This is a genomic window from Quyinboa sediminis (genome assembly GCF_042219855.1).
Classification (GTDB): domain Bacteria; phylum Bacteroidota; class Bacteroidia; order Bacteroidales; family UBA5342; genus JBHJHP01.
In genome coordinates this window covers 186,818-207,015 of sequence record NZ_JBHJHP010000005.1, presented here as the reverse complement: position 1 = coordinate 207,015, position 20,198 = coordinate 186,818, and the positions used below count along the sequence as shown (strand labels likewise).

The 20,198-nt window shown below is 39.7% G+C and carries 17 protein-coding genes; 7 read left to right on the top strand and 10 right to left on the bottom strand.

The genetic code is table 11. The features are described 5' to 3' along the window. The first annotated feature begins 5 nt into the window (after nt 1-5). From ACE1EF_RS13440 to ACE1EF_RS13410, 7 genes are all read left to right on the top strand, one after another. Nucleotides 6-710, top strand: coding sequence for an ABC transporter ATP-binding protein (locus ACE1EF_RS13440; RefSeq protein ID WP_375721193.1), 705 nt, complete (start codon nt 6-8; stop codon nt 708-710). After that, on the top strand, nt 707-2,206 hold the full coding sequence (locus ACE1EF_RS13435; protein WP_375721192.1) for a TolC family protein: 1,500 nt from the start codon (nt 707-709) through the stop codon (nt 2,204-2,206). The genes ACE1EF_RS13440 and ACE1EF_RS13435 overlap by 4 nt, the downstream gene beginning before the upstream one ends. Before the next feature lie 58 nt (nt 2,207-2,264). Beyond that, nucleotides 2,265-2,672 (top strand): hypothetical protein, encoded by a 408-nt coding sequence (locus ACE1EF_RS13430; RefSeq protein WP_375721191.1) that lies wholly within the window; start codon nt 2,265-2,267, stop codon nt 2,670-2,672. A gap of 195 nt (nt 2,673-2,867) precedes the next feature. Further along, nucleotides 2,868-3,215: a 30S ribosomal protein S6 gene (rpsF, locus tag ACE1EF_RS13425; protein WP_375721190.1), complete on the top strand. Its 348-nt coding sequence runs from the start codon at nt 2,868-2,870 to the stop codon at nt 3,213-3,215. A gap of 3 nt (nt 3,216-3,218) precedes the next feature. After that, complete coding sequence (gene rpsR, locus ACE1EF_RS13420) at nt 3,219-3,488, top strand: 30S ribosomal protein S18 (protein ID WP_375721189.1); 270 nt, start codon at nt 3,219-3,221, stop codon at nt 3,486-3,488. A 17-nt stretch (nt 3,489-3,505) separates the two neighbouring features. After that, nucleotides 3,506-3,949: a 50S ribosomal protein L9 gene (gene rplI / locus ACE1EF_RS13415; protein WP_375721188.1), complete on the top strand. Its 444-nt coding sequence runs from the start codon at nt 3,506-3,508 to the stop codon at nt 3,947-3,949. A 97-nt stretch (nt 3,950-4,046) separates the two neighbouring features. Continuing rightward, a complete protein-coding gene (locus tag ACE1EF_RS13410) occupies nt 4,047-5,000 on the top strand; it encodes a CPBP family intramembrane glutamic endopeptidase (RefSeq protein ID WP_375721187.1) in 954 nt (317 codons plus the stop codon). On the opposite strand, the gene ACE1EF_RS13405 is transcribed toward ACE1EF_RS13410, so the two are convergent. The 10 genes from ACE1EF_RS13405 to ACE1EF_RS13360 form a co-directional block, all read right to left on the bottom strand. Further along, nucleotides 4,997-5,827, bottom strand: coding sequence for a metallophosphoesterase (locus ACE1EF_RS13405; RefSeq protein ID WP_375721186.1), 831 nt, complete (start codon nt 5,825-5,827; stop codon nt 4,997-4,999). The genes ACE1EF_RS13410 and ACE1EF_RS13405 overlap by 4 nt on opposite strands. A gap of 69 nt (nt 5,828-5,896) precedes the next feature. Continuing rightward, nucleotides 5,897-8,611, bottom strand: a complete 2,715-nt coding sequence (locus ACE1EF_RS13400) for an alpha-L-arabinofuranosidase C-terminal domain-containing protein (protein WP_375721185.1) — start codon at nt 8,609-8,611, stop codon at nt 5,897-5,899. A gap of 139 nt (nt 8,612-8,750) precedes the next feature. Beyond that, nucleotides 8,751-11,525 (bottom strand): T9SS type A sorting domain-containing protein, encoded by a 2,775-nt coding sequence (locus tag ACE1EF_RS13395; protein WP_375721184.1) that lies wholly within the window; start codon nt 11,523-11,525, stop codon nt 8,751-8,753. Nucleotides 11,526-11,672: 147 nt separating this feature from the next. Further along, nucleotides 11,673-13,313 (bottom strand): SulP family inorganic anion transporter, encoded by a 1,641-nt coding sequence (locus tag ACE1EF_RS13390; protein WP_375721183.1) that lies wholly within the window; start codon nt 13,311-13,313, stop codon nt 11,673-11,675. A gap of 109 nt (nt 13,314-13,422) precedes the next feature. Further along, nucleotides 13,423-14,883, bottom strand: a complete 1,461-nt coding sequence (locus ACE1EF_RS13385) for an arylsulfatase (RefSeq protein WP_375721182.1) — start codon at nt 14,881-14,883, stop codon at nt 13,423-13,425. 87 nt (nt 14,884-14,970) lie between these two features. Continuing rightward, a complete protein-coding gene (locus ACE1EF_RS13380; RefSeq protein ID WP_375721181.1) occupies nt 14,971-15,816 on the bottom strand; it encodes a transglutaminase family protein in 846 nt (281 codons plus the stop codon). A gap of 5 nt (nt 15,817-15,821) precedes the next feature. Beyond that, entirely contained in the window at nt 15,822-16,574 is a 753-nt protein-coding gene (locus tag ACE1EF_RS13375) for a proteasome-type protease (protein ID WP_375721180.1), read from the bottom strand. 10 nt (nt 16,575-16,584) lie between these two features. Then, nucleotides 16,585-17,547, bottom strand: a complete 963-nt coding sequence (locus ACE1EF_RS13370; protein WP_375721179.1) for an alpha-E domain-containing protein — start codon at nt 17,545-17,547, stop codon at nt 16,585-16,587. A 10-nt stretch (nt 17,548-17,557) separates the two neighbouring features. Continuing rightward, on the bottom strand, nt 17,558-18,997 hold the full coding sequence (locus ACE1EF_RS13365) for a circularly permuted type 2 ATP-grasp protein (RefSeq protein WP_473774495.1): 1,440 nt from the start codon (nt 18,995-18,997) through the stop codon (nt 17,558-17,560). 422 nt (nt 18,998-19,419) lie between these two features. Further along, nucleotides 19,420-20,109, bottom strand: coding sequence for an NADPH-dependent F420 reductase (locus tag ACE1EF_RS13360; RefSeq protein WP_375721178.1), 690 nt, complete (start codon nt 20,107-20,109; stop codon nt 19,420-19,422). Between the last annotated feature and the right edge of the window lie 89 nt (nt 20,110-20,198).

Here is a 20,198-nt window from a genome sequence, read left to right as displayed (position 1 = left end):
GAATTATGTTAATTGAAATAAGCAGACTTGAAAAAAAATATCTCATGGGAGAGGTTTCTGTCCGGGCGCTTCGTGGAGTCGACCTGAAGATAAAGCAGAACGAATATGTCGCCATCATGGGACCATCCGGATCAGGAAAATCAACTTTAATGAATATTATCGGCTGCCTTGATGTACCGACCGAAGGGGAGTATCTTTTTAAAGGGGTTGATGTCAGCAGGCTTAGCGATGATGAACTCTCTGAAATGCGCAACAGGGAGATTGGATTCATTTTTCAGAATTTTAATCTGTTGCCGCGGTCCAGTGCTCTGCATAATGTGGAACTGCCTCTTATGTACGCCGGAATGCAGAAACACGAGCGGATAGAACGGGCTCATGAAGCATTATCGCGGGTAGGACTTGGTGACAGAATGGAACATAAGCCATCTGAACTTTCCGGTGGTCAGCGGCAGCGTGTTGCCATAGCAAGAGCCCTGGTTACCAAACCCGGTATTTTGCTGGCGGATGAACCAACCGGGGCACTCGATACCAAAACGGGACTGGAAATTATGAATTTGTTTGATCAGCTGCACAAGGAAGGAAATACCATTATCCTCATTACCCACGAACAGGAAATAGCGGATTACAGCGACAGGATTATTCATATTAAAGACGGCCTGATCGATACCGATAAGAAAAACCAGAACAAAACCGAAACGCTTAGAAAATGAAACGAATACTATTCATATTAACTGCAGTTATACTGTGTGCATCAGGACTTAAAGCACAAAAACCGGAAGTACACCTTCTGGATCTTGAAACCAGCATAGCGATAGCAAAAATGTCAAGTTATGATATCCTTATACTCAGGCAGAATATAAAAATGGCAGAGTTTAATCTCAAGGCCACAACCAGCAGCCTGAAAACACATGTGGATATGGATATGCAGGTTCCGGGTTTTTCCAATACCATTTATGAATTCAGGGATCCAACAGGAGTTGTGTCGTATAACCCGTTGAAAACAAATGCACTTTCGGGCAGATTACGGGTTACACAACCATTACCAACGGACGGAAATATTTTTCTGGAAGCCAATCCTAGCGTCATCACCGATTATACAAACGATACCAGAACCTCGAGGTTTAATACCGCAGTCAGATTAAACCAGCCCTTAAATGCATTTTTCGGATATAATGATATTCAGACGAATTTTAAGACTGCCAAACTGAATTATGAAAGTTCTCAAAAAAGATTAACCCGTGAAGAACTGAACCTGGTATATAATGTAAGTAATAATTTTTACAACCTGTTAGCCATTCAGAAGAGGATGGATATTGCAAAACTGAACCTGGACAGGCAAAAGGAGGCTTATGATATCGCTCAGAATAAATTCGCCGTCGGCCTTATTCGGGAGGTTGATGCGCTGCAGATGGAAGTGGACCTGGCAGAGGCTCAGAATAACTATGACCTTAACCGGGTAAATCTTGAAACGGCATCCAATTCCTTCAAGGAGTTGTTAGGACTTCCCATTACTGACAGTATAACGATAGATGCCAATATGGACTATGCTCCGGTTATTGTGGAACTTGACAAAGCACTGGAATATGCCAGAAAAAGCAGGCTTGAACTCAGGGAACAGGATATACAGATTGAACTGAATGAACTGAATCTTAAACGGCAAAAAGCCCAGGGGCGTATTTCAGGTGCCATAAATGCTTCATATGGTCTAACCGGAATTGATGATGAAGATAATCCCGGAGCATTTAACCTGAACCAGACAACGGATCGTGTAATTACAAATCTAACAGACCGGGGCCCGAATTATGGCGTTTCACTGGATATTAGTATACCAATTATTGACTGGGGTGAGAACAAAGCCCGGGTTAACAGGGCCAAGGCTCAGTTGCAACAAAATATTTATCAGAAGGAGCAACTTGAAAGGAGTATTGATAATGAAGTCAGGAACCTGGTTGCTAATTACAGCAATAGTTTGAAACGCCTGCAGTTGTTGGAGAAAAACGTTGCTGTGGCTGAAAAAAGTTTCAAGATAACATTGTCTCGCTATTCGGATGGGGATATTGATAGTCAGGCTCTGGCTCTTGAACGCGAACGACTTAATAACGCCTATTTATCTCACCTGTCGGCCTATATTAATTACGAATTGCTGCTTGCTGATTTGATGCGTAAAACCTATTATGATTTTAAGGAAGACCGACCGATTAACTAAGTAGGCTTGTCAATATGTTTGTGCGGATATCTTTCAGTGACAATCTGAGATCAAAACTATGATTATTGAACTAATTCCATTTAATCGAGTTGGTTTATTTGTGTTTAAAGAAAACATTGAAGCGTATTCAGCATTTGACTTTAGTTTTACTGAATGTGATGATATTACCAGCTGGGATGTTTATGAATTAGAAGAGGTTGGTATAGATATTTATACCGAAAAGAATTGTATTGTTTCAATCGCTTGTAGAAAAGAGTTGTTTTTTAATGGAACTAATCTTATAGGGTTGTCATTCAGTACTTTTACCAGTAAGTTTAATTTGAAGCCTTCTGGAGAGACGAATCGTATTTATATGCCTGTTGATGATGATTATCAGGAAGTTGTTGAGTTTGATGAAATAGGAATACAAATTTGGCTAAAGGAAAATAAAATTCTAACCGTATTCTGTTCAGATAAAGTAGATTAATAATTGAATCTTCAATGAAGTCTGATTTTAACCAGTGTGGATGTATATTAGTGCAAGCAGTCAAATACTCACCTAAACCAGAATAGGTTTAAATATTTTTTAAAATGCCTGATACAGTTTGCTGTAAATAAAATAATTAATATCTTTGCGCGTCGAAAATTAAGGATATAATCATTAATTAAATTTATAGAGAGTATGTTAAACAGTTATGAAACCGTTTTCATTTTAACTCCCGTTTTGTCTGAGAACCAGATGAAGGAAGCGGTAGAAAAGTTCAACAAGCTCCTGACTGATAACGGAGCTGAGATTGTACATCAGGAGAACTGGGGATTAAGGAAATTAGCTTATCCCATTCAGAAAAAATCAACAGGGTTTTACCAGTTGCTTGAATTCAAATCAACACCAGATTTGATCGCAAAATTAGAGTTAGAGTACCGTCGTGATGAAAGGGTCATTCGTTTCCTTACATTCAGATTGGATAAGTACTCTATTGAGTATGCAGAGAAAAGAAGGTCGAATTTAAAAGCAAAAAAGGAGAACTAAGCCATGGCACAGAGTCAGTCAGAAATTAGATATCTAACACCGCCCTCGGTTGATATTAACAGAAAAAAATATTGCCGTTTTAAAAAGAACGGAATCAAATACGTTGATTACAAAGACCCGGAGTTCCTGAAGAAGTTCCTTAACGAACAGGGAAAAATCCTTCCAAGAAGGTTGACCGGTACCTCTTTAAAATTCCAGAGAAAAGTGGCTCAGGCCGTTAAAAGAGCCCGTCACCTGGCTTTATTACCGTATGTAACTGATTTGATGAAATAATTGAGGAGGATAGTATAATGGAAATAATTTTAAGAGAAGACATTATAGGTTTAGGATATAAGGACGACATTATTACTGTTAAGGATGGATACGGCAGAAACTATCTTATACCTCAGGGAAAAGCAGTTGTAGCTACTGATTCAGCTAAAAAAGTATTAGCAGAAAACATGAAGCAGAGAGCACACAAACTGGCTAAAATCAAACAGGAAGCTGAAGCAATGGCAGGTAAACTGGGTGAAGTGAACCTGGTGGTTGGTGCCAAAACAAGTTCTACAGGCAAAATTTTCGGTTCAGTAAGCAATATTCAGATTGCAGAAGCACTTGAAAAAGAAGGTTATGATGTGGATCGTAAACTGATCAGCATTAAAGAAGCCGTTAAAGAAGTTGGTAAGTACAAGGCAACGCTGAAACTGCACAAAGAAGTAAGTGTTGAAATAGGATTCGAAGTAGTACCGGAATAGAATTTCCAAATTACGATTTATCGTTTTTCAAACTATATAACCCCGATGCAAATCGGGGTTTTTTATTTTATATTTGTACCTCACTAAATCTTACATCATGTTTCTTGATCAGGTCAAAAAAGGACAAACATCTGTTTCGGCGTATATTCCGTCGTTTGTATTAATCGTAATCGCCTTTATTGCCGGGCAGTTCTTATCCGGTATTTTGCTTACCGTTGTGGCTGCAGCAAAGGGAGGAATAAACATGGACGCATTAAGCACAATGGATTTTGAGGCTATGGGTATCTCTTCCAACCTCGGTTTCTTTATCTTAATGTTAGGTTTTTTACCGGCCTTCTTTGGGTTGTTCTTTGCCCGGGGATTCCATAAACGTCCATTCAAAACATTTATCACATCCCGTCCAAAGCCGGATTTCAGGCGCATTGGATTTGCCATGCTGATATGGGGACTTATACTTGCCGGATCAACGGTAATAGATTACATTATGGATCCGGAAAATTATATAGTAACATTTGAACCCGCTTCATTTTTATGGCTCTTGTTAATTGCACTGGTATTCTTCCCATTTCAGATCGGGTTTGAGGAAATATTTTTTCGCGGATACCTCTACCAGATGTTTGGAAACCTGTTCAGATATCCTGTTATTTCATGGATTGTCACATCCGTTTTATTTGGTTTGATGCACTCCGGTAATCCGGAGATTCATGAGTATGGGTTTTGGGTAATGATGCCGGGGTACATTCTTTTAGGTGCATTCCTGGGACTAATTACAATTCTGGATGATGGTCTTGAAATGGCACTGGGCATTCATTTTATCAATAATTTCTTTTTGGGTGTAGGGGTGAACTATGCAGGTTCAGCCATAAAAGTCAACTCCGCGTTTCAGGTTCTCACAATTGATCCGTCATACCAATGGGTCGGAATTCTGATCTCAGGTGCTATTTTTACTGTAGTTGCCTGGTTTGTTTATAAGTTTGATGGATTCAGGAAGTTCATTCAACCGCTTAAGTTAAAGGACGATGCAGATTTAGATATGCATGGTATTCTTTAGCTGTCACTTTTTTTTAATGTGATTTCAACAATCTCCGGTCTGCAGAAAAACCTGAAGGGTACACCTACAACACCGGTTCCGGATGTTATATAAAGCTGGGTTTGATTTATCTGTTTAAGTCCGTAGCGGTATTTCTGTCCATATTCCGAAGGCAATAACGGTGCCCATAAGCCAAAAAATGTGACCTGTCCGCCATGCGTATGTCCCGAAAGCATCAGGTCAACTTTGTTCGTATTTAATGTCTCTGTATAATCCGGATTATGTGAGAGTAAGATGCAAAAATCAGAATCGTTTACATCATTTACCGTTTGATCAATATGCTGATCGGATTCCCATAAATCGCCAACACCTCCGATCTTTATGCTGTCCTGCCCTTCTTTAATCCAGAATGAAGCGTTATCGCACAGGTGCATGTTAAACTCATGAAATTTCTGTTTAACCTGTTGCGGATCTTCAATAAATTCATGATTGCCAAGCACACCGAAAATTCCCAGTGGTGCCTGCAGATTTTTTAATTCATCAAATACGGGTTTAATGTACCTGGCTCTCATATCAATATAGTCGCCACCCAGAAGAATTATGTCCGGTTTTAAAGCATTGATCCGGTTTACAATTTTCTTCACTCTTTTTTGCGACATATAGGGGCCCAGATGAACATCGGAAATAAAGATGAGTTTTTTATTTTCAAAAGTTCCTGGAAGGTGTTCTGAATAAACCGTAATATGTTTTGTTTTGATCCGGTATATTTCAAGGTGGGCATAACCCAGCAATAATAAACCGGTGATCAGAAACAGCAGCATATATTTTTTTCGGACTTTCCTTTTCATTGTGAGAACAAATTAAAAAGGGACCGGTTTAAAAATTACCGGTCCCTTTTCATATCAATAAAAATTCACTTAATTGTTTATCACTAATTTTCCGTTGAATTCTTTTCCGTTGTCACTTACCTTTACAAGGTATACACCTGATTTCATACTACCTTTTTCAATCTGAGTCGTAGAATTCTTTGTAATTTTTTTATAAACCATTCTACCGGAAGGATCGAACACGTATAATTTGTACGGTGATCCATAAGAATTATTGTAGCATATCATGGCTTTTTCACGTGCCGGATTAGGCATTATGGTCAGGTCACTGCCATTGTTGCGCGATGCATCATTCAGGCTGGTTGAATTCCCCAGTTTAACTCTGAACAGCTGGAAAGAGTAGGCCGGCAGCGTATAATCAAATGAAGCAGATACGCTCACAGTTGATTCCACCGGTTTGATCAGATCCGGGGACGACAGCGAGTTTCTTGTGGATGATGATGGTCCGGTCAATGTAATTACACTTGCATCTTCCGAAGTGTCCACATTTTTGAGTTTCATATTTACTGTAACAGGTTGTTCATCAGCATTAACCATTTTGATGATCAGTTCATTTGTTTTGGTATCTTTTACAACCGAAGCCGTCACCGGTCCGTCAGGTGCAGGAATACTAAACAAAAGATTGTCGTCCATATAGAAATCGACCGACTGCCCCTTAACATCAATTTTTATGGTGTACCATCTGTTATTCGAGATGCTGCCTCCCTTTGATACCAGTGTGGCTTTGGAGCCCTGACTTGCCTGCTCAACGGCATTTTGAGTATTTCCCCAACCACCGATATTCAGCCAGTAATAGTTTCTGTCGTCCTGCAGGGCAAAAGGAATCAGAAAGCCCTCTGCACCCCCGGTTTTCATGGCTTTTAAAGTAAGGGTATATTCACTTTTGTTAATTACAGTATTGGCAATACTCCATGCAGGCGTCTGTCCACCAGATTGTACGTATGTACCTGAATTTACACTGAAAGATCCAGCAATGGGAGCCCAGTTTGCAGCACCGTCACTGAAATTCTCATCCAGTAATACAGTCCCGTTGCTTTCCACTTTTACATCATCGTAAACAACCTGTGTATTCCAGCTTCCAACACCGATTTTTCCTACAAACGGTGCACTGTTTTCAGGCATTGTCAGCGTAGAAGGTATGTATTCTTCCCCATCATATAAACTGTATAACTGCTGAACATAATAGCTTGCAGTTTTTACTACATTATTGTTATCAAAACGGATCAGATCGGGATTCCACTGGTTGTGGTTTTCATTACAGAATAACGGTGCATAGCAGGTAAACTCAATGATGTCTGCATTCCGTTCAACGCCGGTCAGGTAAGCTGCTTCCGAAATAGCATTGTACAGTTGATCACCCTGCGAGGCATATTCACCAATAAATACTTTCGGTCCGGTTCTTGGGAAATCGTCATATCTGTGATTATTCGTCAGGAACCAGGATGGTGAATTATAATAATGCTCATCCACAGCATCAAGATTGTTTTCCCTGCTGAATTCCCAGAGGCTTCTGTAGTAACTTCCGGTATCATCCGTTCCAGATGTACCAATGATCTTAATCTCCGGATACTTTTCCCTTATTGCATTGGCAATAAGAAGGAATCTTTCACGAAACTCAGGGATATCATCCTCTTCATTTCCCAGCAGAATATATTCCATGTTAAAGGGTTCCGGATGGCCCATGTCTGCTCTTACCTTACCCCATGTGGTTGAGGCATTACCATTTGCAAATTCAATTAAATCAAGCGCATCATCAACCCAGGGTTGCATTTCAGACATAGGTATTATTTCCCTGTTTCTGAACTGACAGGATACGCCCAATGGCAGAACCGGAAACGGGATGGCTCCTATGTCTTCACAAAACTGAAAATACTCAAAAAATCCGAGGCCGTATGTCTGATGGTAGCCCCAGAGATTCCAGTTTGGCGTACGTTCTGCAACATCTCCAACTGTTTCTTTCCAGCGGTAAGCATTATCGTTACCCCGTCCGTGAGACACACAACCTCCGGGGAAACGCAAAAAACGGGGATGAAGATCAGCAACGGCCTGAGCCAGATCCTGTCTTAATCCATTCTTGCGGTTTTTAAATGTTTTCTGAGGGAACAATGAAATCATATCAAAGTACAATGTTCCGGTTGCATTTGTTTTGAGTTGAAGCGATGCATTTTGGCTTGTCATACTTGCGGTAATAACGCCGGTAACTTTCTGCCAGTCGCTTGTAATATTGTTGATGATAAAAGCACCAATGACAGTTCCGGAACCGTTTACAATAAATGCAGATACCGGGGCTGAAAAACTTCCATCGCATCTTACATATGCTGAAAAATCATATTTATCACCTGCTTTTACTGTGATGCCATCGTATCCGGAGTTTTTAATTCCTACACCTGATCCGTTATTTGAAACCGCTAACTTCAGGTAATGTGTATTATTTTCATTAATGGGATTACTGTTTTCCACTGTCATTGTTGCCACAGCACCACCTTCAGTAACAAGCGACCAGGCGTCAAGTGGCTGCATATCGGTATAACCTGCAACAGGATAATACTCGAAAGAACGGTTTTGTACAAGTTCAGCGTATAACCCACCATCGGCACCATAGTTGATATCTTCAAAGAATGCGCCAATCAGATTGGTACTGATGGCTTTCCCCGGTTCATTTCCATCTACTTCAAAGGTTACCTGACTTTTGGAGGTGCAGGAGATTATAAACAATAAAAAAAGTACGACTACAATATTTTTCATGATACTGGTTAAAAATTTAATAATCAAATCAATATTATTTCAAGGTTACGAATATACAAATGATTGTAAAATTAACACTTATTTGAGATGTTAAATTTTAGATAATTGCAAGATAATCACACAAATCTGCCTGCATCGATCAGTTTTTTATAAATTCCCGTGTTAAATGTTTACCATCATATACAAAATCGAGGATAAAGGTACCCTGCTCAATATTGTCCAGTGGTATTTGAAGGTTCTCCGTCCCAACCGATATTTTTTTAGTTATCACCGTTTTTCCTTTTAAGTCTATTATATTGAGCATTGCATCGTTCTTAATGGTCCCAAGTTCCACATTTAAAACCCTGCCTGCCGGATTCGGATATATTTTAATACTCACATCCAACACATCCATTCCTGTGGCTGTTTTTGTTGTGGCTTCAACTGTTGGTGTTGGTTCTGATGATCCGCCGCTGTTATAAGCTCTCAGTCTGTACTGGTAAGTTGTGGATGCATTCAGGTTACGATCGACATAAATACTGGTTCCGGTCTGAACGGTATCAACAGCAACAAAAGTGCCGTCAGAGCTTCGTTCAATAATAAAACCATCTTCACTAAATGAATTATCAGACCATCTTAAAAGTATCGCAAAATCGGTTAAGGTGCTGGCAGAAAAATCAATAGGCGGACGAGGTGGGAAAATGGTATTGATATAGAAGTCAATAATTCCACTGCCAAACGTACTGTATCTGACACAGTTTTTACTTTCAATAAACTGAACATCTGTAAAGTCAACACTTGGAATCGGATCATCACTCATCTGATACCAGTAGTTGTCTTCAACAGAAAACACCCATGCCCCTTCATAACCGCAGGCTGCAAAAATAAATTTTTCGTCAGGAGAAAGGTCAAAATCTCTCATCCTGTAGATATCAAGTCCTTTTTTGTGTGGTAAAAATATTCTGCCTCCATCATCCGAAATCAGAAATATGTTACCAACACCGGCATAATACACCCTGTTGGAGTCAATCCGGGATGCTTTAATCACAATCTGGTTTTTCGGGTAATTGTAGGTCTGGTCATTTGCCCGTGGCCTGGTTCCGGGATAGAGTGATTTTGTCCATGTTGTACCTGCATCCTTCGAATACAGAAATAAGCCGTTGTTTAATGCCGCATACCAGTTATTCCGGTTCAGTTTTGAATATCCGAATCCGCCCAGATCATCACCGAAACTGGAATTGAAGTTAAAATCATGTGTGGATTGGCTAATCGAATTCGAACCGGAATTATATGTGAATTTCTTCAGATTACTGCCATATGCTGCATATATTGCATCTTCGGATTCATCAGGTGATGCAACAATGGGGGCTGCCCACCAGTTCCCTAAACCATCAACTACAGCTTCACCACTGATGCCTGTTGGAAAATTAAAGCGGTGTTTTATCCTTCCATAGTAAAACCATGTCCATACCGATTTCTCTTTGTTTGCATAACAGACTCTTAAAACGTCTGTACCATCCACATCAACGGTATTGACATCTGAAGCTGTATCCCGATATGCCGTTGTTCCTCTGTCCTGATTAGCCATATAGACAGAATTGTATTCTTCACTGCTGGCCGCATCATAATGCATCGCATACCACGCTTCATTGTTACACCAGATATAGGAGTCTTTGTTTTCAGGTGTTTCAGAGATATAACAACCAAAATCCAGTCCGGCCAGTGTAATAAATTTCCCTCCGGCCATTTCAAATGTTTTCAGGTGCTGAAGGTCCCAGCCCAGTTTGTGATCATAACCGGTCCATGAAGTACCATAATTTGCAGATAGCTTCATATCCTCAAAACCACTGATCAGGATATTAGGCTTGTTGGGGCTTATGACTTCAAATGGTTTATCTCTTCCCGCATTTTTCTGCGTCCAGGTCTGACCTTCATCATCCGAATAATAAATGGTATAATCAGAATTGATAGTGGAAAGGTAAAAGTGATACTTTCCTCCGTAATATGTAGCCGCGGCACTTGACAGGTTCGTACCTGCCAGCGTGGAAGACGAATTATATTTCAGTTCAAAATCTTTACTTTCCGGATTATATTTATAGACATCAGTTTTTTTTGATCCTTTGGACCAAACCCAAAGATAAGCGTCGTTTGTATTAAACGGTTTGGCTATTCTTACATCGTAGGTGGAGATGGGAAAAGTCATGGAGGATGCCTTGTACGTTTCACCATTATCTGATGAGAAATATAAATGATGGTAATTTGAATCGTAGGTATGCAAAACAATGGTTTTGTTACTTTGACTGGTGATTTCAAAGCCTTGATTAGACCAGCTTCTGGTTACAGATGCTCCGGTGCTTATTTTCCAGGTTTTTCCATCATCATCAGAATATTCCATTCGGTTTTGATTGTCATTACTTCGTATAAGCCTGAACGTTGAGTCCGCTAAAAGCGTACCTGTAAATACCGGATTTGCCGAATCATTTTCCGGTGGGTTCATCTGTATCTTATGATTAAGCAGGGTCCATTTTATCTGATTCTCATATTCAAGTTTGTACAAATGGCCGGCATATGTAACTACATAGAATACATTTCTTAGCGAATCGTACGCTGAATTATCAACACGGTAACCATAACCTGTTGTATGTGGTATTTTGTGTCTCCAAGTTCCGGTAAGGGCACCATTGGCATAGCTGCTTTCGCCGCTTGCTGAAGTGGATTTCAGCAAAGTCTGTTGTTGTCTTTCTTCCAGGTATTTAAGGAACAGTTCCTTCTCTTTTCCCTTTAATACATCTTCATCAGGCCTCTCCTCATTTTCTTCTTCATATTCTGAATCTTCATCATGAAATGAGATTTTATCAGTGATTAAAAACAGGGTGGAAAGTCCGGCCAGGATAAGTAAAATGCCAAATAAAGAAAGTCGCTTGTGGTTCATCATTTATGAATTTTACACAAAGAACGCTATTTCCTCACACTTTACCTGTCATATAATCGACGAACTTTTTTAATATTTTTACTACAGCTGTTGTAAACGGATAGAAGAATAAATGCATTAAAACATGATCTGCAGATCCTGAGGGTTGGATCAGGTCTGCAATTCTTTTTTCGCAAAATCTACCGCTTTTTCAAATGAATCAAAAATATGATTGGCCGGTATATATTCAAGCAGTCCAAATGTATCAAAATTTTGAAGAATACTACTGTTTACGCCGGAAAACACAATCTTTACTCCGGTTTGCTGGATTATTTTAATGGCTTCCTTTAGGTTATGTAAACCGGTAGAGTCCACAAAGGGTACATGCCGCATACGGATAATAAGAACTTTACTTTTAGCACCAATATCCTTCAGTGTTTCCGAATAAGTTTTCGCAGATGCAAAAAACATTGGTCCGCTGATCTCATAGATTGAAATGCCATTAGGAATTTCTGAGTAGTTCTCTATCAGGTCGCTGTCGATTTTTTCTTTTACCTCAGCATTACCGATATCAGCCATACGCTTCATAAACAGTAATGCAGACAGAACGACGCCAACTTCAATAGCAATAGTGAGATCTACCAGTACGGTCAGTATAAAAGTGCTGAGTAAAACAATAATATCGAATACAGATCCACGTAGTACAGATCTGAAGGACCTCCATTCACTCATGTTGTAGGCAACCACAATCAGAATTCCGGCCAGTGCAGACATCGGGATCAGTTTTGCCCATTGTCCAAGAAACAACATGATGAGCAGAAGTGTCACAGCATGAACCATGCCGGCTATTGGTGTCCTGCCGCCGTTCTTTACATTTGTTGCTGTACGTGCAATGGCTCCTGTTGCAGGTATTCCACCAAAAAATGGTGTAACGATATTGGCAATACCCTGTGCAATGAGTTCGGTGTTAGATCTGTGATTCCCGCTGATCATACCATCAGACACAACAGCGGAGAGCAGTGATTCTATTCCACCGAGTAAGGCGATTGTCAGGGCTGGAGCAAGGTAGACTGACAGTTCTGATAATTGTAGGTGAGGAAAACTGAAGCTGATGTGATTCGGGATAGCTCCAAAAAACGATTCTATCGTTGTAACCGGAAGGTTAAACAGTTTAACCACCATTGTAGTAAGCAGTATGGCAATAAAGGAGCCCGGTATTTTGGTTGTTAGCTTTTTTGAAAAGACCACAATAAGGATGGTGATGACCGTAATGGCCAGTGCGTACGGGTTGATATGATGAAGGTTCACCGCATATGTTCCCCATTTGTCAATAAATGCGGAGGGTATTTTGGCAAGATCCAGTCCGAGTGCATCTTTAATCTGTGTGGAAAAAATAACCAGGGCAATGCCACTTGTAAAGCCAACGATTAAGGGATGCGGAAAGTATTTCAATAAGGCTCCAAGACGCAGAATGCCGAATAATATCAGGATTACGCCAGCCAGAATGGTTGAAATCATAAGCCCTTCAAATCCATACTTCTCCAGGATTCCATATACAATGACGATAAAGGCACCGGTTGGACCACCGATCTGAACCCGGCTGCCACCAAGAAAAGAAATGATAAAACCGGCGATGATAGCTGTAATTAATCCTTTTTCCGGCGATACACCCGAGGCGACAGCAAATGCTATAGCAAGAGGCAATGCTACAATTCCGACAACTATTCCTGACAGGACATCGGCTGAAAACTGTTTTTTAGATATTCCGGATTTTAGAACGGAGAAGAATTTCGGCTTGAATATGTTTTCCATCTTGGTGAAAAATAAAGCGCGAAATTATAGTAATTTCAAATCCGTTGTTCCGGATGTGGCAGAAAATTTTTTATGTTAAAACTTTACTATGCCCGGTACGGCTACATTTTTATTGAACCGGTTCCTGAACTTCTTCATATTCAAACGGGAAGAGGTCTGATTTATGATGTTCCTCCAACATGATCAGATCCATTCTTTCAACCATCTCAGGATGCTGATCCGCCACATTATGTAACTCGCCTGTATCTGTGGTAAGGTCAAAAAGAACCAGCGCAGTATCCGGATTTTCCTGAATGCCGAATTTTATACCTTTCCAGTTGTCTATCAATACAGCCTGTTTACCTCCCTGTTCATGAAATTCCCAGTACAGATAATCGTGTTCTTTCTGGGGTTTTCCCAGCATGGTTGGAAGGAAAGATATCCCATCAATATCCATAGGAGCTTCTGTGCCAATCATATCGCATACTGTAGGCATAACATCCCAGAAGGCTGAAATATGATCCGTCTCCGATCCTTCGTTGATATGCCCCTTCCAGGCTGCAATCATAGGTTCGCGGATGCCACCCTCGTATAAATCGCGTTTATATCCATTGAACGGGCCATTGCTGTTAAAATAATCAGGATCACCACCACCTTCCTTATGTGGTCCGTTATCTGAGGTAAAAATAATGAGTGTGTTTTTGCTCAGGCCAAGTTCTTCAACTTTATCAATGATTTCACCTACCTGATCGTCCAGCAGTTTTATCATGGCTGCAAATGCGGCATGGCATTCATCCTGTGAACCATAGGGCCCCAGCCGGTAACGTGGACCATCATCCACTCCTTCATAGGTTTTTTCAGGGAGAAATTTTTCCCGGTACTGATCCATATATTCTTCCGGTGCAACCAGTTCTGCATGTGGCATAATGGTTGGATAGAAAAGAAAGAAAGATGTGTCCCTGTTGTTTTCAAGAAACTGAAGCGCTTTTTTGTGAATCAGGTTTGGCGCATATGCACCGGTTTGATGCCCCTGATTCTCTTCCAGCATTACCTTGGTCTGGTTGTGCCAGAGATGATACGGATAATAGTTATGCGCCAGGGTCTGGCTGTTATATCCAAAAAACTCGTCAAATCCCTGGAAGTTCGGATCTCCTTCTGAACCCGGAAAACCGAGTCCCCATTTCCCAAATGCACCTGTTACATACCCGTTTGTCTTTAAAACTTCGGCTATTGTTAACGCTGCAGAATCCATTGGCACCTGTCCTTCCGGTTCAACGCCTTTATTACCGCGAATGGGTGTATGTCCGGTATGCATTCCGGTCATTAACGATGATCGCGAAGGAGCACAGACAGTAGAACCGGCATAATGCCTGGTGAATTTCATTCCCATTTGCGCCAGCCTGTCTATATTAGGTGTCTTAAAATGAGATTGTCCGTAGCAACTTACATCGCCATAACCCAAATCATCGGCTAAAATGTAGATAATATTTGGTTTTTCTGCTGTCTTTTTCTCCTTAGGCTGACAAGAGGTTACAGACAATAAAACTGATCCGGCAATAACGGTTGAAAATGTATAAAGGGATTTATTCATCTTTTTACAAAAGTGTTTGAAGCATTAAAGATATACATGATTGATAAAACAAACAAAAATGCTGTTGGAATTACAGTTCAGGGCCAGTTATTTTAACTTTTGAATGTAAAGATTAGTCTCCATTTTTGAAGTAGCGCTTCCTCTTATGGTACCGGAAACCGGCATTGTATTTTCCTGAATCCGGCTTGAAGCCACAGGAATATGATGATTACCGGTAACGATGCCATGTGTGGGATCAAGGCCGATCCAACCTGCACCAGGCAAATAAACTTCAAGCCAGGCATGCAACTCAAAAACTGCAGCATCATCGTCCAGAAAGTAATATCCGCTAACAAATCTTGATGCAATACCCAGAAAGCGCAGGAGATTGATTTGCATCCATGCCAGATCTCTGCATGAACCTCTTTTTAATGTAAAACTTTTTGCAGGTGTATAAGGTGCACCTTCCAGCCGCGTTTCTATAAGAAAATCATCGTGTATGGCTTTTGTAATATTGGTCAGAAAAGAAATAGTTTCATTATTGGAAGCTTTTAATATTCGTTTCCCATAATTTGCAAGGTCATCGGGTACATCCTGATATCTGAGGTATATTTCCAGTGACTCAGAATCTGTTGCGTTATAATGAAAGGGTAATACGTTATATTCGAGCGGATAAATCAGAAACTGAAACGGATTAAAGGCGCTAATGGTCAGCAAAGATTCACTTTTAATAGATAGTGTACTATGTACATGGTTAAACCAGCAAAGCTGGATATCATTGTTTTCTGAATCCAGAAAATGGGAAAGTCCTGCTGGTTCCGGATCAACCGTTATATGATGCTCCTTAGGACTGCAATACGGAGTAGCTTTCGGTTTGAATCTAAGAACGTGAGGTTCAAAAAAAACATCTGTACTAAAAAAATATTCTGTTATATGCGATATGTGCAGGTTCATCCGGTTTATTCTTCGTCAAGCGTTTCAAATGTATCACCGTTTTTAGTGAAAAGTTTATCCATCCAACTATCATCGAGGTTACTTATCGATTCGCTCAACTGATGTTGCCAAAACTGAGATATACTTTGCAGTTCTTCTTTTTTGTATTGTTTTTCTATAATGTTGTAACTGTCTTTTTCGTAATACACCACATGGATGGGATAATCCACGTCGTTGGAGCTTACCTGTGTGGCATTAAATGACAGAAATCCTGCTTTTAGAGCAAATTTAAGACTCGAATTATATTTCAGTACCCTGTCGAGAATCGGTTTTCCGTATCCGTTATTTCCTATGATCATAAACGGCGAACCTTCTGTAATTTCTATCCAGTTTCCTTCAGGATACAGAAGGAATACTTTATGGCCGTCGTCATCCTGAAGTTGCCCCCCAACCAGTGCAAATAAATTAAAATGTAATCCAGCCTCCCTGAGGGCTTCCCTGTCCTCTTTGGCTGCTTTTTTAACCTGTGCGGCAAACGCATTTACGGCCTTGTAAAGTTTATTAAAGGACGAATCATCTTCATCAATTATTTCCCTGAAATAAGTTAAGGCTTTGTCCCTGACAGATCTTAACCCAGAGGTCATAATAAAAAATGAATGTTGATTTTTATTTATGGTAAAGACTTTTTTTGCCTTTGTAGTTTCATGCCCCGATGTGATCCTGGTATCGGAAATTCCTATAATACCGGATTTAACTTTAATGGCTAAACAATATGTCATAATAAGATGATTAGCTGTTGCTTAAAGCATTTTCAATTGAGAAAAATGTATCAAAAATAGCTGTTGATGTCTCATTTAATTTAACCTGAAAATTATCAAGATATTCATGTAATCCCGTTGTAAAAATATCATTTATATCGGCATATTCAAGCTGTGATTTTAAAATTCCGATTTGTTTTTCTGCTTTATTGGAGTAACCTGTTGTACTTCCTGTAATAACGTTTAAGGATTTCTCTGCTTTATCAAGACAGTAAAGTATCGATCTTGGAAATGCATCGTCCAGAATAAGAAATTCTGATATATGAAAAGGGGTTAGCTTCCCGTATTGTTTTCTGTACATGTCAAAAGCACTCACAGATTTTAAGAGAGCTGTCCATTGAATGAGATCAAAAGGAGAACCTACTTCTTCCAGCTTTGGCAACAACATATGGTATTTAACGTCCAGTACCCGCGATGTTTTATCGGCTCTTTCAATGAGTTGTCCTATTTTCCCAAAGTGCCAACCTTCGTTCCGGGAGAGAGTTGTGTCGAAGATACCATTTAATAACTGACATCCCTTTTTTATTTCATTAAAAAAACTTCGGGGATCATTTTTCTGCCATCGTTTTTTCTCTTTCTCATCTTTTACCAAATAGTATAAATTATTGATTTGTTGCCATATTTCCTTCGTGATGTCCGGTCGTACAGATCTTGCATTTTCACGTGCGCTGGTTATGGTATTGAAAATTGAATTTGGATTGTTTTCGTCGAACCCCAGAAAATAAATGACTTTATTTTTTACGGGTTTGCTATGCAGACTTTTATATAACTCCCAGTCTCCGGTTGTCGCTACCAGAGGCTGCCATTGTTCCGAAATGTCAGGGGGAAGGTCCAGCGAAAGGTTGAAATTTACATCCAGAAACCGTGCATAATTATCGGCTCTTTCAATATATCTGTTCATCCAGTATATGGCATCTGCAACTCTACTTAACATAGTGTGAAATTTAAATATTATCCAAAACCCAGGTGTCCTTACTTCCTCCGCCCTGCGATGAATTCACCACAAGTGAATCCTTTTTCAGGGCTACTCTTGTCAAGGCACCGGGAATGATTTTAACATCCTTACCGTAAAGTATATATGGTCGCAGATCTACATGTCTGCCATTAATAGAACCCTCCGTTAGCGTCGGAACTCTTGATAAATTAATAGTAGGCTGCGCAATGTAATTCCTTGGATTGGCTTTTATTTTTTTAATGAATATCTGTTGCTCCTCTTTCGTGGATTTTGGTCCGATAAGCATCCCGTAACCACCGGATCCATCGGTTTGTTTTATCACCAGCTTATCAATATTTTCAATTACGTATTTAAGATCGCTTTCTTCTGAGCAAATGTAAGTTTTAACGTTAGGAATTATAATTTCCTCTCCAAGATAGTATTTTACAATACGTGGAATATAGGCATACACTGCCTTATCATCCGCTACTCCTGTTCCGGGTGCATTTACGAGTACAACATTTCCTTTTCTGTAGGCATTAAAAAGTCCGGATGTCCCCAACATTGAATCTTTCCGGAATACCATCGGATCAAGAAAGTCATCATCAACCCTTCTGTATATTACATCAACCTTTTGTAAACCCTTTGAAGTGATCATATATACAATGTCGTTCTTTACAACAAGATCTCTTCCTTCTACAAGTTCGGCACCCATTTGCTGAGCCAGGTAGGCGTGTTCAAAATATGCCGAGTTATAAATTCCGGGAGTAAGTACCACAACACTGGCATTCTGAACCGGAGTAAGTGACTCCAGCATATCACGCAAATGATGCGTATAATTATAAACCGGCCGGACATGCAGTTTTTCAAAAAGTTCAGGGAAGGTCCGTTTAAGAATTTCCCTGTTTTCAAGCATATAGGATACACCGGACGGGCATCTCAGGTTATCTTCAAGCACATAAAAATTACCATCATCACCTCGAATAAGGTCCGTTCCGGTGATATGGCTCCAAACATTAAGTGGTGGTTTTATTCCCATACACTCTTTAAGGTATGATTTGGTTCCTGCAATCAACTCATGTGGGATGATCTTGTCTTTTAGTACCTTTTGTTCATTGTATAAATCATCAATGAACATATTCAAGGCAATAATGCGCTGAGTCAAACCTCTTTCAAGATAATTCCAGTCACTTCCATCTATTATTCTCGGAAGAATATCAAGATGTAATATGCGTTCTATTCCCTGGTTGTCACTGTAAACATTAAAAGTCATGCCCAATGATAATTGTGCCCTGTCTGTTGAATGCTGCAGGAAGTTAAGTTTGGTCCAACCCAGTTTATCCAGTCTTTTTTTGAATAATTTATAATGAGGTCTGACTTTTCCATTTGCGTCAAACATTTCATCATAAAAACCTTTTGCGATATATTGATCAAAACTTATTCTTGGCATATACCTTTTTGAATTTGTTAAACTATATTGTAAAGCTTCATGTAAAGGCCATAATCAAGTTTATTCTGATCAGGCATTTTGCTATTTATTTTGAATTATTCACCGTAATTCATTATGATTCCCGGACATGAACCTAAAAATCATGGACAGAACTTAAATTCTAAATCTGATACAATTATAGCAAAATATTACATCAAAGTGTGTTAATTGTGTCAAAAAGTTTATTTATAGACGCAAGTATTGCACATTATGGTATTGATTGGATTGTTATGGTTTCAAAATATTTTATTGTATCCGTGAATTGGATTTTTTAAAAGTTATTCAATTTCAAGTGTAACATATTAGTATAGTTTTGCTTACGTCAATTATTCTCGTTTGATCCTGAATTATATAACCGGCAATATGAAACACAATATTTTTAGCTATTTATCTGCTTGAATATGAAAATTGAAATTTGCATGTCCGAAGATGCCATATAACCTGAGCCAGACAGGCAGGAGCATTTCCGTTCCACGTGCTGCTGTAATATCTCCAAGATCCAGAATATTTTCATGTTTCCAGCCAATACTGTAAAGCAGATCTTTTACCATTTGTCTTGCATTTTCATCATTCCCACAAACGAATACATTGTGATCGCCTGCAATCGTTACCGGATGCATCATGATTACGGTATTCATTGTATTCAGGCTTTTTACGACTTTGGTTTCTGAAAATTCACGCTGAATCTGTTCTGCAAGGGAATCTGTATTGCACACCGCCAGGGAAGGGGGCATGCCGTTTGAAAAATCCAAAGGATTGGCAACATCAAGCAGGACCTTACCTTTTAATGTTTCTTTACCAACTGTTTTTAATACAGCCAGGGATACTGAGCCATTCGTTGCATTTATAACCAGATCAGCCTCATTTGCTGCTTCATTGAATGCCATTAATTTTACGGCAGAGTTTTTCTTATGCCATTCAGAAAACGATGTTCCGGTCATCTGATTTGGTTCTGTGCGCTGAATGGTTTCATGCGGATTGCGTGTTCCCATAACCACCTGATGGTGTAGTTCAACAAGCCGGCTGGCTATGGTTTGCCCAACAACACCGGTACCTAATATTGTAACTTTCATATATAAAATGCTTTTAATGAGCTTACTTCAGTTTATTGTCTTTTTTCAGCATAGTCCGACAATCTACCGTAAACAGCAGATTTAATCTG

What these genes read in the sequence shown, in the direction of transcription:
- ACE1EF_RS13390 (WP_375721183.1), bottom strand. Translation starts at nt 13,313, where the DNA reads ATGGAAAACATATTCAAGCCGAAATTCTTCTCCGTTCTAAAATCCGGA.
- ACE1EF_RS13410 (WP_375721187.1), top strand. Translation starts at nt 4,047, where the DNA reads ATGTTTCTTGATCAGGTCAAAAAAGGACAAACATCTGTTTCGGCGTAT.
- ACE1EF_RS13360 (WP_375721178.1), bottom strand. Translation starts at nt 20,109, where the DNA reads ATGAAAGTTACAATATTAGGTACCGGTGTTGTTGGGCAAACCATAGCC.
- ACE1EF_RS13365 (WP_473774495.1), bottom strand. Translation starts at nt 18,997, where the DNA reads ATGCCAAGAATAAGTTTTGATCAATATATCGCAAAAGGTTTTTATGAT.
- rplI (WP_375721188.1), top strand. Translation starts at nt 3,506, where the DNA reads ATGGAAATAATTTTAAGAGAAGACATTATAGGTTTAGGATATAAGGAC.
- ACE1EF_RS13380 (WP_375721181.1), bottom strand. Translation starts at nt 15,816, where the DNA reads ATGAACCTGCACATATCGCATATAACAGAATATTTTTTTAGTACAGAT.
- ACE1EF_RS13440 (WP_375721193.1), top strand. Translation starts at nt 6, where the DNA reads ATGTTAATTGAAATAAGCAGACTTGAAAAAAAATATCTCATGGGAGAG.
- ACE1EF_RS13435 (WP_375721192.1), top strand. Translation starts at nt 707, where the DNA reads ATGAAACGAATACTATTCATATTAACTGCAGTTATACTGTGTGCATCA.
- ACE1EF_RS13395 (WP_375721184.1), bottom strand. Translation starts at nt 11,525, where the DNA reads ATGATGAACCACAAGCGACTTTCTTTATTTGGCATTTTACTTATCCTG.
- rpsR (WP_375721189.1), top strand. Translation starts at nt 3,219, where the DNA reads ATGGCACAGAGTCAGTCAGAAATTAGATATCTAACACCGCCCTCGGTT.
- ACE1EF_RS13370 (WP_375721179.1), bottom strand. Translation starts at nt 17,547, where the DNA reads ATGTTAAGTAGAGTTGCAGATGCCATATACTGGATGAACAGATATATT.
- ACE1EF_RS13385 (WP_375721182.1), bottom strand. Translation starts at nt 14,883, where the DNA reads ATGAATAAATCCCTTTATACATTTTCAACCGTTATTGCCGGATCAGTT.
- ACE1EF_RS13400 (WP_375721185.1), bottom strand. Translation starts at nt 8,611, where the DNA reads ATGAAAAATATTGTAGTCGTACTTTTTTTATTGTTTATAATCTCCTGC.
- ACE1EF_RS13405 (WP_375721186.1), bottom strand. Translation starts at nt 5,827, where the DNA reads ATGAAAAGGAAAGTCCGAAAAAAATATATGCTGCTGTTTCTGATCACC.
- ACE1EF_RS13375 (WP_375721180.1), bottom strand. Translation starts at nt 16,574, where the DNA reads ATGACATATTGTTTAGCCATTAAAGTTAAATCCGGTATTATAGGAATT.
- rpsF (WP_375721190.1), top strand. Translation starts at nt 2,868, where the DNA reads ATGTTAAACAGTTATGAAACCGTTTTCATTTTAACTCCCGTTTTGTCT.
- ACE1EF_RS13430 (WP_375721191.1), top strand. Translation starts at nt 2,265, where the DNA reads ATGATTATTGAACTAATTCCATTTAATCGAGTTGGTTTATTTGTGTTT.